12 protein-coding genes and 1 riboswitch are annotated in these 15,565 nt (G+C 70.9%); all 12 genes read right to left on the bottom strand.

Annotated elements, in window-relative coordinates; all coding sequences use genetic code 11:
• Window positions 1-7: 7 nt before the first annotated feature.
• The 12 genes from ACIP4Z_RS15125 to ACIP4Z_RS15070 all read right to left on the bottom strand — a co-directional run bounded on the left by ACIP4Z_RS15125 (window position 8) and on the right by ACIP4Z_RS15070 (window position 15,362).
• On the bottom strand, window positions 8-1,198 hold the full coding sequence (locus ACIP4Z_RS15125) for an LLM class flavin-dependent oxidoreductase (protein WP_391162944.1): 1,191 nt from the start codon (window positions 1,196-1,198) through the stop codon (window positions 8-10).
• Between the two features lie 167 nt (window positions 1,199-1,365).
• Window positions 1,366-1,497, bottom strand: coding sequence for a putative leader peptide (locus ACIP4Z_RS15120; protein ID WP_355335606.1), 132 nt, complete (start codon window positions 1,495-1,497; stop codon window positions 1,366-1,368).
• A 34-nt stretch (window positions 1,498-1,531) separates the two neighbouring features.
• Window positions 1,532-1,643, bottom strand: a riboswitch (SAM riboswitch).
• A gap of 70 nt (window positions 1,644-1,713) precedes the next feature.
• On the bottom strand, window positions 1,714-2,505 hold the full coding sequence (locus ACIP4Z_RS15115) for a GNAT family N-acetyltransferase (RefSeq protein WP_355335604.1): 792 nt from the start codon (window positions 2,503-2,505) through the stop codon (window positions 1,714-1,716).
• A 44-nt stretch (window positions 2,506-2,549) separates the two neighbouring features.
• Entirely contained in the window at window positions 2,550-3,665 is a 1,116-nt protein-coding gene (locus tag ACIP4Z_RS15110; protein WP_401308041.1) for an FAD-dependent oxidoreductase, read from the bottom strand.
• Between the two features lie 53 nt (window positions 3,666-3,718).
• The gene (locus tag ACIP4Z_RS15105) at window positions 3,719-4,744 is read right to left on the bottom strand and encodes a transporter substrate-binding domain-containing protein (protein ID WP_355335599.1); all 1,026 of its coding nucleotides are present in this window, start codon (window positions 4,742-4,744) and stop codon (window positions 3,719-3,721) included.
• A 132-nt stretch (window positions 4,745-4,876) separates the two neighbouring features.
• Window positions 4,877-5,689: an ATP-binding cassette domain-containing protein gene (locus ACIP4Z_RS15100; protein ID WP_391051191.1), complete on the bottom strand. Its 813-nt coding sequence runs from the start codon at window positions 5,687-5,689 to the stop codon at window positions 4,877-4,879.
• Window positions 5,686-6,732, bottom strand: coding sequence for an amino acid ABC transporter permease (locus ACIP4Z_RS15095; protein ID WP_355335595.1), 1,047 nt, complete (start codon window positions 6,730-6,732; stop codon window positions 5,686-5,688). Before ACIP4Z_RS15095 ends, ACIP4Z_RS15100 begins: the two co-directional genes overlap by 4 nt.
• Before the next feature lie 541 nt (window positions 6,733-7,273).
• Entirely contained in the window at window positions 7,274-8,944 is a 1,671-nt protein-coding gene (locus tag ACIP4Z_RS15090; RefSeq protein WP_401308036.1) for an alpha-amylase family glycosyl hydrolase, read from the bottom strand.
• 111 nt (window positions 8,945-9,055) lie between these two features.
• A complete protein-coding gene (locus tag ACIP4Z_RS15085; RefSeq protein WP_401308033.1) occupies window positions 9,056-12,046 on the bottom strand; it encodes a carbohydrate-binding protein in 2,991 nt (996 codons plus the stop codon).
• Window positions 12,047-12,128: 82 nt separating this feature from the next.
• Window positions 12,129-13,016, bottom strand: coding sequence for a carbohydrate ABC transporter permease (locus ACIP4Z_RS15080; RefSeq protein WP_355335587.1), 888 nt, complete (start codon window positions 13,014-13,016; stop codon window positions 12,129-12,131).
• 13 nt (window positions 13,017-13,029) lie between these two features.
• Entirely contained in the window at window positions 13,030-14,001 is a 972-nt protein-coding gene (locus ACIP4Z_RS15075) for a carbohydrate ABC transporter permease (RefSeq protein WP_401308030.1), read from the bottom strand.
• Window positions 13,998-15,362, bottom strand: coding sequence for an ABC transporter substrate-binding protein (locus ACIP4Z_RS15070; RefSeq protein WP_401308027.1), 1,365 nt, complete (start codon window positions 15,360-15,362; stop codon window positions 13,998-14,000). Before ACIP4Z_RS15070 ends, ACIP4Z_RS15075 begins: the two co-directional genes overlap by 4 nt.
• Window positions 15,363-15,565: the final 203 nt, after the last annotated feature.

Raw genomic sequence — 15,565 nt, 5'->3', positions numbered from 1 at the left:
CTCCGGCTCAGGCGCTGGTGGTGGCGTAACGGTTCGCGGGGCGCGCGAGCCCCAGCAGGCCGCGGAGCGTGCCGGCCTCGTACGCGCGCCGGAAGGCGCCGCGCGCCTGCAACTCGGGCACCAGGCCGCGGGTGATCGCGGGCAGGTCGTGGCCGAGCGCCGCCGGCCGCAGCCGGTAACCGGTGAGCCCGGCGTCCTGCCACTCCAGCAGCAGGTCGGCCAGTTCGGCGGGCGTCCCGGCGAAGACGGTCGCGTCGCTGGTGTACGGCTGGTCGAGCAGCGCGTCCAGCCGGTCCCTGCGGGCCTCGGCCGCCGCGCGGTCGGTGTCGAGGAAGACCACCAGATCGCCGAAGACATGGACCGGTTCGGCCTCCCGGCCCGCGGCCCGCTGCTCGGCGCGGATCTCCGCGACGATCGCCGCCGCCTGCCCCGCGTCGTGCGGGGTCACATAGCCGATGTCCGCGGCGCGCCCCACCAGCCGGTACGGCACGGTCGCGTGCGCGAGCGCGGTCACCGGCGGCTGGCCCTGCGGCGGGCGCGGTGTGATCGAGGGGCCCTTGACGCCGAAGTGGCGGCCCTGGAAGTCGATGTAATGGAGCTTGTCGCGGTCCACGAAACGGCCGGTGGCCACGTCCCGGATCTCCGCGTCGTCCTCCCAGCTATCCCACAGCCGCCGCAGCACCTCGACGTAGTCCGCGGCCTCGTCGAAGAGGTCGGTGACCAGGTCCTGGACGTGCGGCTGGTCGTACTCCTCGATGCGGAACGGCGGGAATTCGCGGCGGCCGAAGTGCGCGGCCTCGTGCTGACGCGCGGAGATCTGGATGCGCAGCCCGGCCCGGCCGCCGCTCACGTAGTCCAGGGTGGCGATGGCCTTGGACAGGTGGAACGGCTCGGTGTGCGTGGCGATCAGGGTCGGCACCAGACCGATGTGGCTGGTCAGCGGCGCGACCCTGGACGCGATGAGCACGGCGTCCAGCCGGCCGCGCACCTGGTCGGTGCGCTCGTCGGGGTCGCCGTACCCGGTCGACTGGAGCCCGAGGGAGTCCTCGATGGTGACGAAGTCCAGCAGGCCGCGCTCGGCCTCGGTCACGGCGTCCGCCCAGTAGGCGGCGTCGAACAGTTCGCCGGGTCGCGCGTCCGGCTCCCGCCACGCGGCCGGGTGCCAGCCCGCGCCGTCCAGTGCGACCGCGAGGTGCAGCGGCGGACGGGCGGCGGACGCCGACGGAACGGACGAAGGTGATGAAGCGGGCTCGGGGGAGGCGGAGGAGGACAGGGATGACGGGTGTGCGGACACGGCGAAGTGCCTTCCTGATCGACCGGAGGAGGACACGGCCGCCCCATGGCGGTCGCGTCGGCGGGGTCAGATCAGGCGCAACAGAGCGCGCCGGCGACGCGCTGGAGATCGATGTGCTGGCGCCCGTACAGATGCACGACGGGTCCGCGCGGGACGAGGGTGCGCACGTCGGCGCGGTCGAAGTCCGCTCGCACTGTCGTCACCCCCGTCCGGGCGGTACGGCCGGGGGCCGTACCGGAGTCGCGCTTGCGGGTCCGGTCGGGACCCGCCTGGTTGTCACCTGGAGCACCCCGCCGCGAGGGAGGGTTGCCGGTCAGCCAGCCAGGGCTTGTCGCTGACACTCATCACCTGAATTCGACGCTATCTCGCGGATACCGTCCCGCGCAATGGCGTCCGTCACCGGTGTCCGTCACCGGCGTTCATTCGCCCGCGCCGCCGGTGCCTTCCGCGTCGCCGTCGCCGCCCGGCACCCGTACGCCACGGAAGTGCGTAGTGCGGCGCAGCGCGAAGCCGATCGACTCGTAGAGCCGGATGGCGTTGACGTTGCTGCCCGCCGCGTGCAGGAACGGGCGGTCGCCCCGGCCGCGGATCCCGGCCGCCGTGTGCCGCACCAGCCGGGACGCCAGGCCCTGGCCGCGGAACGCGTCGTCGGTGCACACGGCGCTGATCTCGGTCCAGCCGTCGAGCCGCAGCCGCTCACCGGCCATGGCCACGAGCTTTCCGTCGCGGCGGATGCCGTAGTAGGCGCCCAGTTCGATGGTGCGCTGCCTGAACGGACCCGGCTTGGTCCGCTCGACCAGGTCCAGCATCTCCGGTACGTCCGCAGGGCCGAGCGGGCGCGCCTCCGGATCGGCCTCGTCCAGCAGCGCGTCGGTCCCGACGAGCTGCACGCCCTCGGCTCCCCACTCGCTGCGCCACCCGTCGGGCGTGGCCGGGACGCCGGCCAGCGCGAAGGTCGCGCCGGGACCCATGAGGGCGGCGAGGTCCGCCCACGCGGCCGGATCGGCGGGGTCGGCGAGCGCAACGAAGGGCGAGACGTCCTCCGGGTAGCGCGCGGCGGAGCCGACGATCTGCGCGAGATGGCGGTGCGCCCCGGTCAGCGCGGCCCAGGCGGGGTTGTCCAGAGGGTGCGGCGACGCGGGAAAGACCTGGTCGCCGGTGGGTCCGGGGTTCTGGGGCTGCTGCTGCGGGTGCTGAAGGCTGGTCGACATGGTCGCCGTGACTCTCCGTTCTGCTGTCGTACGGCGTGTCGCCGTCACTGCGCTGTCGCCGGGCGGTACGGACGGCCGATCGCGAACCGTCCTGACCCCGGACGGCCGTCCACGAGGTCGGCGGCGATTTCGCCGACCACTGATGCGAACTTGAATCCGTGCCCGGAAAATCCCGCGAGGACGGTGAAAGGTCCCACACGGTCGATCACGAAGTCATGATCGGGGGTCGTGGTGTACAAGCAGGTCACCGGGGTGGGCCGGGTGTGATCGACACCGGGCAGCCACCGGGCGGCGTACTCCTGGAGCCTGCCGAGGACCACGGGATCGGGCGTGCGGTCCCGGTCGTCCGGGTCCACGACCGGGCCGATCCCGTGGAATCCGGCCTTCACCCCGTCGGCGCTGCCGAGGCCGTACACGCCCGCGGCCTCGTCGAGACCGGCCCCGCCGTGGTGGATGAAGGCGGGCCAGTCCGGCGCGTCGGGGGCGGGGAAGTGCACCGGCTGCTCCTGGGTGACGCGCAGCGGCGGCGGGCCCTCGGTGACCTGGCCGAGCGTGCGGGCCGCCCAGCCGCCGACGGCCACGACCACGGCGTCCGCGGCGATCACCTCGTCCCGCGCGGTGACCACCTCGGCGCCCGAGCCGCGCCGCCGCAGCGCGCCGACCTTGACGCCGTGCCGTACGGTCGCGCCCTTGGCCCGCGCGGCCTGCTGGAAGGCGGCCACCGCGTCGTCGGCGTGCAGCCGCCCGGCCTCGGGGTGGAACAGCGCGGTGGTGTCCGCGACGAGCCCCGGCCAGCGCTCGGCGGCGGCCCGCGCGGTCAGCTCCTGGCTGGGCCGCCCGGCCCCGCGCAGCGCGTCCCGCAGCGCCGCGACGGCCTGCGCGGGCCCGTGGTCGACGGCCCCGGTCAGGGTCAGTACGGTGCTGCCCGTCTCGTCCTGGAGCCGCCGCCACAGCGGAAGCGCCCGTACGGCGAGGCCGACGTAGAACGGATCGGCGTACGCGAGCCGGAAGATCCGGGAGCTGCCGTGCGAGCTGCCCCGGTCGTGGCCGGGCGCGAACTGTTCGAGCAGCGTGACCTCGGCGCCGCGCGAGGCGAGGTGCCAGGCCGCGGACGAGCCCATGGCCCCGCCTCCGACGACGACGACTTTCCTGCGTGTCATGGCGGTCGACTTCCTTTCGGTCGGTGCGGGGCCGTGCCGCGGCCGGTACGGGGTCAGGAGTTGGTCAGCGGCAGCCCCGGCGGGTTGACCAGCGAGGCGGGCACCGCTTCGTTGGCCAGATTCCACGCGGCGAGCCACTGCGCGTACTGACCATTCTTGATCAGGTGGTTGATCGCGTCGGCGAGGGGCTTGGCCAGGCCGCTGTCCTTCTTCGCCGTGGCGCAGATCAGCCCTTGCAGGGACGCCCCGGCGCCGGAGAACTTGCCCGCGCTGCGGGTGGCGTTCGGCGAGCCCGCGGTCTGCGTGCCGTGGTAGGCGATGCTCGGGTTGGGCGCGAAGTAGGCGTCGATCCGGCCGGAGTTGAGCGCCAGATAGGTGCTGTTGGAGTCCTGGAAGTACTTGATCGTGAGCTTCTTGCCGTCGGCCTTCAGCTCGCTCTGCCACTTCAGCAGGATCTTCTCCTGGTTGGTGCCCGCGCCGACCGCGACGGTCTTGCCCGCCAGGCTGCGGTAGGTGCCGTCGAAGTTCCAGGTGTCGCTCTTCTTCACCTCGAAGCCGAGGTTGTCCTGCCGGTAGCTGGCGAAGTCGTACTTCTCCTTGCGCTGCTCGGTGTCGGTGATGTTGGAGAAGCCGACATCGGTCTTGCCGCTGTCGATGCCGACGAAGAGGTTGTCCCAGGTGGCGTTGGACAGCACGGGCTTGAGGCCGAAGACGGCGGCGATCAGCCGGCCGAGGTCGGGCTCGGAGCCGGTGATGGTCTTCTGGTCCGCGCCGACGTAGCCGATCGGCGGCGAGCCGGCGGGCAGGAAGCCCAGGCCGATGACGAGTTGCTTGCTGTCGAGCACGGACTTGGGCAGCTCGGCGCGGATGGCGGCGACCTCAGGGACGGTGAGCGTGATCTCCTTGGCGGCGCCGTTGGACTGCGCGCCGACCACGACGGTGCCCTTGGCGTCTGCGGCGGCCGGTGCCGCGGCGTCCGAGCCGCTGTCGCTGCCGCAGGCGGCGAGGCCGAAGGTGAGGGCGGCGACGGCGATGCCCGCGGCGACGCGTCTGGTGGCGGTGGTACGGATGTCGGGCATGGTGAACCTCGCTGATGGTGAGCGGATGTGCTGGGGGTGACGTATCGGGCGTTCGCGGGCTGGCGGCCGTCGCTGTGGAAGGCGCCTGTGTCCGCGCCTTGGCCCGCGGCGTACGGGGGTTCGGAGGAGGGTTCAGAGGACCTTGCTGAGGAATTCGCGGGTCCTGGGGTGCCGGGGGTTGTCCAACACCTGGTCGGGCGGGCCCTGTTCGACGATCCGGCCGCCGTCCAGGAAGACGACGGTGTCGGCGACCTCGCGGGCGAAGCCGATCTCGTGCGTGACGACGATCAGCGTCGTACCGCTGGTGGCGAGATCCCGGATGACGGCCAGTACCTCGCCGACGAGTTCGGGGTCGAGCGCCGAGGTCGGCTCGTCGAAGAGGATGACGCCGGGTTCGAGGGCCAGCGCGCGGGCGATGGCCACCCGCTGCTGCTGGCCGCCGGAGAGCTGCCGGGGATAGGCGTCGACCTTGTCGGCGAGCCCGACCCGGCCGAGCAGCGCGCGGGCCAGTTCCTCCGCCTCGGCCCTGGTCTTCTGCCGGGCCGCGACCGGCGCTGCGGCCACGTTGTCCAGCACGCTGAGGTGCGGGAAGAGGTTGAAGCCCTGGAAGACGAAGCCGATCCGGCGGCGCTGGGCGAGGATCGCCCGCTCGCTGATCTCCTTGAGCCGGCCGCGGTGGTGCCGTACGCCGATCGGCTCGCCGTTGAGGCTGACGTAGCCGATGTCCAGCTTCTCCAGGTGGTTGATCGCCCGCAGCAGCGTCGACTTGCCGGAGCCCGACGGGCCGAGGATCACCGTCACCTGTCCGGGCTGCACGGTCAGATCGACACCGGAGAGCACCTGGTGCGTGCCGTACCACTTGTGCGCGTCGTGGACGGTCACGGCGGCGGGGCGCGCGGTCACCGCGGTGACCAACGTGTCGGCGGGGACGCGGTCGGCGCTCATGCGATCGATCCGATCTCGGCGCGCGCCCGCAGATCGCGCACTGCCGTACGCAGCCGTTGCAACGGCGTCGGCGGTACGGTCCGCAGCGCGCCGCGTGAGAAGTACCGCTCGACGTAGAACTGGACCACCGAGACGACGCTGGTCAGGATCACATACCAGACGGTCGCCACCAGCAGCAGCGGGACGACGTCACCCGGATACGTACTGCCCATGCTCTCCACCTTGCCGAAGAGGTCGAGCAGGGAGACGTAGAAGACCAGCGAGGTGCTCTTGATCAGCCCGATCAACTGGTTGACGTACGAGGGCACGATCGCCCGCAGCGCCTGCGGGAAGACGATCCGGGTGAACTGGTAGCCGCGCGGCAGGCCGAGCGCGGCGGCGGCCTCGTGCTGTCCCTGGTCCACCGAGAGCACTCCGGCGCGCACCACTTCGGCGGCGTAGGCGGCCTCGTTGAGGCTGATGCCGACCACGGCCACCACCATGTCGGTGGCCAGCCGCGACTCGTCGAAGTGCACGAAGCCTGGGCCGAAGGGCACGCCCAGACTCAATGTGGCGTACAGCGAGGAGAAGTTGAACAGGAACAGGAGGATGACGATCAGCGGCACCGAGCGGAACAGCCAGATGTAGATCCAGCTCACCGAGCGCAGCACCGGGCTCCTGGACAGTCGGCACAGGGCGAGCAGGATGCCGCCGAGCAGCCCGAACAGGGCGCTCCAGGCGGCGACTTGGAGCGTGACCAGCAGCCCGTCCAGGATCACCGGCCGCAGGAACCAGTAGCGGAAGCGGTCCCACTGGAAGAAGGGGTTGGTGACCAGGCCGTGCGTGATCTGCGCGACGAGCACCAGGGCGACGGCGGTCAGCGCCCAGCGCCAGGGATGCCGCAGCGGGACGACGCGCTGCGCCGACCGGCCGACGCGTCTGTCGTCGGCGGGCGGGGTGCGCGGCGGCGGTGGAGCAGGGGTGGTGACGGTGTCGGTCGTGCCTTCCGGCACGGCGGTGTCGGTCGCGCCCGCGGGCACGGCGGGGCGGGGTGGCTCGCTCATCGGGGAACTCCAGCGCGAAGGGAGACGTCGGCAGCCGCCCCATGAGAAGGGGCGGTGGAGTGCGCGGGGGCCCGATGTGACAACGCGTCAGAAGCGTGGGGCGGGCCCGGGATTCAGCGTCGACACAGAGCGCTGCTGACACGCAGCAGGTCGATGTGCCGGTTGCGGTACGCGTCGTCCCGGAGATGACGGCGCCAGGCGGCGGCCGTCCTCGAAGCTGCGTACACCCTGGTCACCTCCCCTTGTGCCGGCCCGTAGGGGCCTCGCGTCGTGAGTCCGGGCCGGACAGCGGTCCGGCCTGGGCGTAAGTCAGCCAGGTGGCGCGTGCCACGTCAATGAACGCGTTGTGAATTCCGCCAGGTGGGACGCGCGGTCCGCCGACCGCCACGCGCGGATCTCCGCGTCCCCCGGCGGTCGGCCGGGACGGGACACGGGGATCGGCGGGGAGGGGGTCTTCCGCGGGACCGGAGGGGGACGCGGTCTTCTACGCGATCAGCGGGGACGGGCCGGGGCTCGTGGGATCAGCGCGCGGGCGCGCCGGTCATTCGGCGGTCAGCCAGACGCAGGTGTCGGAGGGCAGCAGGCCGTCCTCCAGCGGGCCGCTGGCCAGCAGCACCCGGAGCCCGGCGGGGAGCGCGACCGGCTCGGCGGACAGGTTGACCAGGCACTGGAAGCCGCCGTCCCGGCGGAAGGCCACCGTGCCGGGACCCGCGTCCACCCACTCCAGCGTCTCCGGCAGCCACCGGAGGTACTCCCCGCGCAGCGCGAGACCGGCCCGGTACAGGGCGAGCACGGAGTGCGGATCGCCCTGCTGGGCCGCGACGGACCGCCCCGACCATTCGGCGGGCTGCGGCAGCCACGGTCCGGCGCTCGCGCCGTCCGGCGAGAAGCCCAGCGAGCCCGGCTCCGCCGACCACGGCAGCGGCACCCGGCAGCCGTCCCGGCCGCGGTCGCGGCCCCCGGAGCGGGCATACGTCGGGTCCTGGATCAGGTGGTCGGGTATGTCCTCGACCTCGGCGAGGCCCAGCTCGTCGCCCTGGTAGACGTACACACCGCCCGGCAGGGCCAGCGTGAGCAGCGCCGCGGCGCGGGCCCTGCGGCGGCCGAGGACGGTGTCGCTCGGCGAGCCGAGCCGCTTGTCGCCCATGTCGAAGGACGTGTCCTCACGGCCGTACCGCGTCACGTGCCGGATCGTGTCGTGGTTGGACAGCACCCAGGTGGGCGGCGCGCCCACCAGCCGGTGCGAGGCGAGCGTGGCGTCGACGACCTCGCGCAGCCCGGCCGCGTCCCAAGCGCAGCACAGGAACTCGAAGTTGAAAGCGGAGTGCAGCTCGTCGGGGCGCAGATAGCGGGCGAACTGCTCGGGCGTGGGCAGCCACACCTCGCCGACGAACACCCGCTCGCCGGGCGCCCCGCCGGGCCGGGGGCTGCGCGCGTAACCGTCCGCGATCTTCCGCCAGTCGCGGTAGATCTCGTGCACCGCGTCGCAGTCCTGGTAGGGAAGGTCGGTGACGTCCGGGTCCCGGCCGACGTCGGGCAGCCCCGGCTTCTTGGCCAGACCGTGCGCCACGTCGATCCGGAAGCCGTCCACGCCGCGCTCCAGCCAGAACCGCAGGATGCTCTCGAACTCCGCCCGCACCTGCGGGTGTTCCCAGTTCAGATCGGGCTGCTCGGGCGCGAACATGTGCAGGTACCAGGGGCCCGGCGTGCCGTCCGCCTCGGTGATCCGGGTCCAGGCGGCGCCGCCGAAGTACGACTGCCAGTCGTTGGGCGGGAGTTCGCCGTCCGCGCCCCGGCCCGGCAGGAACCAGAAGCGCTCCCGCTCGGCCGCGTCCGGACCCGCCGCCAACGCGGCCCGGAACCAGGGGTGCTGGTCGGACGCGTGGTTGGGCACCAGATCCACGATGACCCGCAGGTCCTGCTCGTGCGCCTCGACGATAAGCCGCTCCGCCTCGGCGAGCGTCCCGAACATCGGGTCGATGTCACGGTAGTCGGCGACGTCGTAGCCGCCGTCGGCCATCGGGGAGACGTACCAGGGGTTGAACCAGAGCGCGTCGACCCCGAGATCCCGCAGGTAGGGGAGGCGCTCACGGACCCCGGCGAGGTCTCCCATGCCGTCACCGTTGCCGTCGGCGAAGCTGCGCAGATAGATCTGGTAGATCGCGGCGTGCCGCCACCAGGCGGGTGCGGTGGGGGAGGCGGGCAGTGTCACGGGAGTCTCCTTGACGGTCGTGGAGAGCCAGGGCCCGGAGGGCCGCAGGGCATGCGCGGGGGCCGGTCCGCCCCGTCAGGGGTGCGGGGCGGACCGGGGTGTGCGGGGGCGTTACCAGCCGGTGTTGCCGGAGCCCCGGTTGATGGTGAAGGTCCCGGTGGTGCTGAGCCCGCCGGAGGCCGCGCCACTGACCGTGACGCCGCCGAAGCTGCCGGAGCCCTTCGAGTCGATCTCCAGGCCGTACGCGCCGGCCGTCTGGATCTTGACGTTGTTCAACGTCAGCCCGGTGACGGTCTTCTGATACGAGATCAGGACCGCGCTGTAGGTGCTGTCGGTGATGTCGAGGTCCTTGACCACGACGGGCGCCGTGATGTCGGAGCCGTCGGCGTAGATCCACAGCGCGCCGAGCTTGCTCTGCCAGTTCGGCTCGTAGCCGCCGGTGCGCAGCAGGGTGTTGCGCGCGACGGTGGTGGTGCCGCTGAACGGGACCGGCGCGGGATTGAAGTTGCGGGTGCTGACCGCGATGCCCGAGGCCCCGGTCACCGTGTCGGCGACGACGCTGTCCACGATCCGGTTGCCGTTGCCGCCGTAGATCGCGGCGGCGTTCGCCAGCAGCGGCATCTGCACGGTGTCGAAGCGGAAGGCGCAGTTGGTGACCGCGCTCGCCTCGGAGTACATCGCGAGACCGTCGTCCCCGGTGTTGCGGACGCTGGTGTTCCACACCTCGGTGCTCGCGGTGCCCTTGTGCAGGTTGACGCCGTCGGCGGCGGTGTCGCGGATTCGCAGGCCGCCCACGTACAGGCCGTTGGTCGGCGCGTCGATCCACAGGCCGACCTTGGTGTGCTCGATCCACACGTCCTGGATGGTCGAGCCGTTGCCGAAGTCGCCCTCGATCGCGGCGTCGAAATTCGCGTCGTCGCGGTACGACACGTCACCGGAGATCGTCAGGTCCTGGACGGTGTTGGTGCCGCCCTGCCCGAAGAGCCCGCCCTTGCCGTTGAGGCCCTGGAGCACGGTGGCCCACTCGCCCGCGCCGCGCAGCGCGACCCCGGTCAGATTGACGTGCCCGGAGATGTTGTACGTGCCCGCCGGCAGCCACAGGCCCTTGCCCTGCGACGTGGCCGTCGCCACCGCGCTGTTGAGCGCCGAGGTGTCGTCGCTCCCGTCGTTCGGGGTGACGCCGAGCGTCGTCGCGGAGACGAAGCCGGTCGCGGGCATGGCCTGGTCCGCGGCGACCTGCTCGGTCTCCATCAGGTCCAGGGTGTACGAGGCGGCGGTGCTGCCCGCGTCCTTCTGGAGCTTGAGCACCGTCCCGGCCGGGAAGTCCCCGATCTTGAACCGCGACTCGTCGAAGAAGTGGTGCGCCGAGCCCTGCGAGGGGTCGTTGTTGTACGGGTAACCGCCGTACACCCAGGCGTACTTCGACGACAGGTCCAGATCGCGGACCTTGCTGCCGTTGGCGTAGAGGCTGAGCTGCGCCGAGGTGCCGGTGCCCGCCGCGTTGTCCGGGATCGAGTAGCGCAGCGTCATCGCGTTGGCGGGCTTGGTCAGGGTGAACTGCACATACTGGCCGGTGCTGTTGAGCACCACCGCCTTGCGTCCCGACGCCTCGGACGCCACCGTCAGATAGGTGCGGTCGGGGCCGATCGTGCTCGCGTTGGTGGTGCCGCTCTCCGCCTCGTAGGACGTGTACGGCACCGTGGCACCGCGCGTGGCGTTGGCGACCGAGCCGGTCACCGCGACGCCGTCGATGTCGGGCGCGCCCGAGTCACCGGATTCGGTGCGCAGCGTCAGCGTGTTGAGCCCGGACCGCAGCGGCGCGCTGACCGTGGCCGTCGACCACGCCCCGCCCGTACCCGGCAGCGCGACCTGCGCCACCTTCAGCCCGTTGGCCGTCAGCGTGATCGACGCGGCGGAACCGCTCCCGGTCCGGTACGCGACCGCCACCGGATAGCTCGCCGCGCCGGGCGCGCTGACGGCGAAGACCACCCGCGCGCCCTGCGCCCCGAAGCCCGTCAGATACCCGCTGCCGCTGAACCCCGAGGCGGTCGTGGCCACGCTCGGCCCGCCCGAGAAGTACGCGTCCTCCGCCTGGTGCGTGAGCGAACCGGCCGGGGGTGTGGTGGGCGGCGTCGTGGGAGGTGTGGTCGGCGGCGTCGTGCCCGTCGGCGTCGTCACCACGACGTTGTCCAGGTTCACGTTGCCGCTGTCGGCGGTGGTGAAGGTCAGGGCGATGGTGTTGGTGCCCGCCGTGTAGGTGATGGCCTGGTCGGTGGTGGTCCAGGTGTCCCAGTTGGCGGTGGCGGGGAGGCTGATCTGGCGGATCTTGGCGCCGTTGACGTAGAGGCTGAGTGTCATGGTGGCGCTGGTGCCGTTGGTGTAACGGATGGTGACGCTTCCGGCGCCCGCGACGGCCGAGCTGACCGTGAAGCCGGTCGAGGCCGTGCCCTTGTTGGCGTCGGTGTAGCCGCTGACGAATCCGCTGCCCGTGTAGCCGGTGTGGTCACTGCTGACGACGGCCCCGCCGCTCAACGACGCGGACTCCGCCTCCAGTTGACCGGTCGTTGCGGGCGGTGTGGTGCTGCCGCTGGGCGTCGTCGCGGTGATGTTGTCGACGTTCACGTTGCCGCTGTCGGCGGTGGTGAAGGTGAGCGCGATCGTGTTGGTGCCCGCCGTGTAGGTGACGGCCTGGTCGGTGGTGGTCCAGGTGTCCCAGTTGGCGGTGGCCGGGAGGCTGATCTGGCGGATCTTGGCGCCGTTGACGTAGAGGCTGAGTGTCATGGTGGCGGTGGTGCCGTTGGCGTAGCGGATGGTGACGCTTCCGGCGCCCGCCGAGGTGGCGGTGACCCGGAAGGCGGTGGACGCGGTGCCCTTGTTGGCGTCGGTGTAGCCGCCGACGAAACCGTTGCCCGTGTAGCCGGTGTGGTCGGTGGCGACGACCGCGCCGCCGGACAGCGTCGCGGACTCCGCCTCGACAACCGTGGTCGCGGCGTGCGCCGACGGCGACGCCTGCCAGACCAGCAGTGCGATCAGCACCGCGAGCACCGCGGGCAGCACCGCCGCGAGCGTTCTGGCGCGGTGGGTTGGGGCGCTTGGAGACATGGGTGATCCTTCCCTGAGCACCGCACGACGTCGTGCGGCGGGGGTTGCCATGCGTGGGGGGTGAGCGCGGGCCCGCGCCCGGTCAGCCCTTGAGGCTGCCCGCGGTGAGGCCGTTGATGATGCTGCGCTGGAAGATGAGGAAGAGGACGAGCAACGGAATGCTCGCCATCACCATTCCGGCCAGCAACTGGTTGGCGGGCATGTCGTCCGCCAGCCGGTTCAGGGCGACCGTGATCGGCTGCTTCGCGGGATCGGGCAGCACGAGCATCGGCCAGAGGAAGTCCTTCCAGACACCGACCACCGCGAAGATCGACACGACCGCGAGCACCGGCCGGGACAGCGGCAGCACCAGCGACACGAGGATCCGTACCGTGCCCGCGCCGTCGATCCGGGCGGAGTCCAGCAGTTCGGTGGGGATCTGGTCGAAGAACCGCTTGAGGATGAAGATGTTGAAGGCGTTGGCGCAGGCCGGCAGCCAGACGGCCATCGGCGTGTTGATGAGATTGACGTGGATCAACGGCACGTCCACGACGGTCAGATACGTCGGCACCAGCAGCGCCGACACCGGCAGCATCAGCGTGGCCAGCATCATGGCGAGCACCACATTGCCCAGCACCGGCCGCAGCTTGGACAGCGAGTACGCGGCGGCCACGTCGACCACGAGCTGACAGGCCCACGCCCCGGCCGCCAGCAGCAGCGTGTTGAGGAAGTAGTGGCCGAGCCCGACCGACGACCAGGCTTCGGAGTATGCCTCCGGATGCCAGGAGTGCGGCACCATCGTCGGCCTCGGCTGGGCCAGTTCCGACGACGACTTGAGCGCGCCCGAGGCCATCCAGTACAGCGGGAAGAGAAAGGCGGCGGTGAAGCCGAGCAGCGTCGCGCCCAGCACGAACCGGTAGAGGAACCTCCCCGTGCGGCGGTTCATCTCGGTCGGCGCGATCAGCGTGCGGACAGCGGTCTGTGCGGCCATGGTCGTTCCCCTCTCAGCCCTTGCTGCGGGTCAGCCGCAGGTACACCCCGGCGAAGATCCCCAGCACCACGAAGAGCACCGTGCTCATCGCGCTGGCCAGGCCGAAGTCGTTGTAGACGAACGCGTAGCGGTACAGCAGGAGCAGTACGGTCACGGTCGCGTCGTCGGGTCCGCCGCCGGTCAGCACGAACGGCTCGATGAACACCTGCATGGTGCCGATCACCTGGAGCAGCAGCGTGATCATCAGGATGAACCGCATCTGAGGGATCGTCACATGCCACAGCCGCTGCCGTACCGTCGCGCCGTCGAGCTCGGCGGCCTCGTACAGCTCGCCCGGCACACCGCCGAGCGCCGCGAGGTAGATCAGCGTGGTGGTGCCCATGTTGGCCCAGGTGGAGACCAGGACCAGCGAGATCATCGACAGATTCTGCGACTCCAGCCACGACTGCGCGGGCAGGTGCGCGATCCGCAGCACGTTGTTGAACAGGCCGGGCCCCGGATCGTAGAACCAGCGCCACAGCAGCATCGTGACGATCGGCGGCAGCATCACCGGCAGATAGACCGTCATCCGCAAGTACGCCTTGCCGTGCCGCAGTTCGTTGAGCACGACCGCGGTCACGAACGGCGCCGCGAAGCCGAAGACCAGGGCCAGCATGCTGAAGTACGCGGTGTTGCGCCACGCGGTGACGAACAGCGGGTCGGCGAACAGGCGGTGGAAGTTGTCCAGGCCCACCCACCGCGCCGGTTCCGCGTAGTTGACCTGCTGGAAGCTGAGCAGCACACCGCGGACGATCGGGTACCAGGAGAACACCGCGAAGGCGGCGACGCCCGCGACCAGGAAGAGATACGCCACCAGGTTGTCGACGACGGCCCGGCGCAGCCGGTCCCGCGAGGGGCGGGACCGGCCGGACCGCCCCGCCCCGGCAGGCGCCTTCGGCGTCCGCGCGGTGGCGGCGCGGGCCGACGTCAGCGGTTCGGCTGTCACTTGACCGTGGCCAGGATGGTGTTGACCTTCTTCTCGGCGTCGCTGAGAAGCTGGTCGATGTCCGCGTCCTTCTTGGTGAGCACCGCCTGCATGACACCGTCGAGCACGGTGTAGATCTGCTGGGCGTTCGGCGGCTCGACCTTCACCGCGACCTCGCCGCTGCGGTCCACGAACGGCTGGTAGTTCTTCTGCGGCACGTTCGCGTACTTCTTGTGCGCCGCGTCGACCTTCGCCTGGCCGGTCCCGCTCCACAGGTTCGGCTGCGGCAGGCCGATCGGTATGTCGGTGCCCGCCGACTTCTTGGTGATCTCCTCCTCGCGGTCCGGGTCGAGGTACTTCCACTGGATCCAGGTGAGACCGGCCTTGATCTTCGCCGGGCTGTCCTTCGGGTTGAACATGAAGCCGTCACCGCCGCCGAGCGTCGCGGTGCCGGGCAGCGCGGCCAGCCCGTAGTCGTCGTACTTCCGCTCGAACTGCTTGACGATCGTGGGGATGTTGTCGGGGCCCGCCATGTACATCCCGAGCTTGCCCGCGCCCATCATCTTCTGCACGTCGGGGATCTCCAGGAGCTGCCTGGTGCCCATCGACCGGTCGGTCCAGCGCATGTCGTGCAGCGTCTGGAGCGCCTTGCGGCCCGCGTCGCTGTTGAACGCGGCCTTCCAGGCGCCGCCGTCCTTCACCGCGACGTCGCCGCCCTCGGAGTAGATCCACGAGGTGAGGTGCCAGCCGCCCTGGTTGTTCTTGCTGAACTCGGCGTAGCCGGTGGTGCCGTCGCCGAGCGCGCTGATCTTCTTGGCGTCGGCGCGGACCTCGTCCCAGGTGGTCGGCGGCTTGTCCGGGTCGAGCCCGGCCTTGGTGAACAGCGCCCGGTTGTAGACCAGTCCGAGCGAGTAGTTGCCGGTGGGCAGGCCGTAGACCTTGCCGCCCGCGTCCTTGAAGACGCTCTGCAATTCCGGCCGCACGTCGTTCAGGGCGGGGAAGTCCTTGAGCTGCGCGGTGATGTCGGCGGCCTGGTGGCGCTGGATGAGCCCCGCGGGATCGGTGAAGTAGACGTAGTAGACGTCCTCCAACTGCCCGCCCGCGAGCTTCGCGGCGAAGGTCTTCGGGTCCATCAGACCCTCACGGGCGTCGATCCTGATCTTCGGGTGGCTCGCTTCGAAGGCTTTGATGTCGTCCTCGAAGTTCTTCCGGTCGACGGTCTGGGTGGCCGGAGGCAGCCCGTTCACGCTGATCGTGACCACGCCGTCCTTGTCCGCCCCGGAGGAGTGGGACGAGCCGCCGCCGCATGCGGTGACGCCGAGGACCAGCGAGATGGCGATGGCGGTGACGCCGAGGGCGGGGCGGGTTCTGGAGCCGTCCATGGGGATCGGACCTTCCTGGGAAACGGCAGCGGACGTACCCGTCCCGAGGGGCGAGTGCGCTTGCGTCCGCTTGCGTAACGGCGGGGTTACCAGGACGTCCGGCCGCCTGGCGTTGGCGCCGACAGTAGGATCGGGTCACGCAAGATGTCAATCAATCTGCGCAAGAAAGTAATCCGGAGGATTTGTGTCCGTAACGCAGTGTC

The sequence above is a fragment of the Streptomyces sp. NPDC088910 genome, assembly GCF_044749865.1.
In the GTDB taxonomy this organism is placed as follows: Bacteria; Actinomycetota; Actinomycetes; order Streptomycetales; family Streptomycetaceae; genus Actinacidiphila.
Note: the sequence above shows the minus strand (reverse complement) of the source record. Positions and strands in the feature narration are given on the sequence as shown.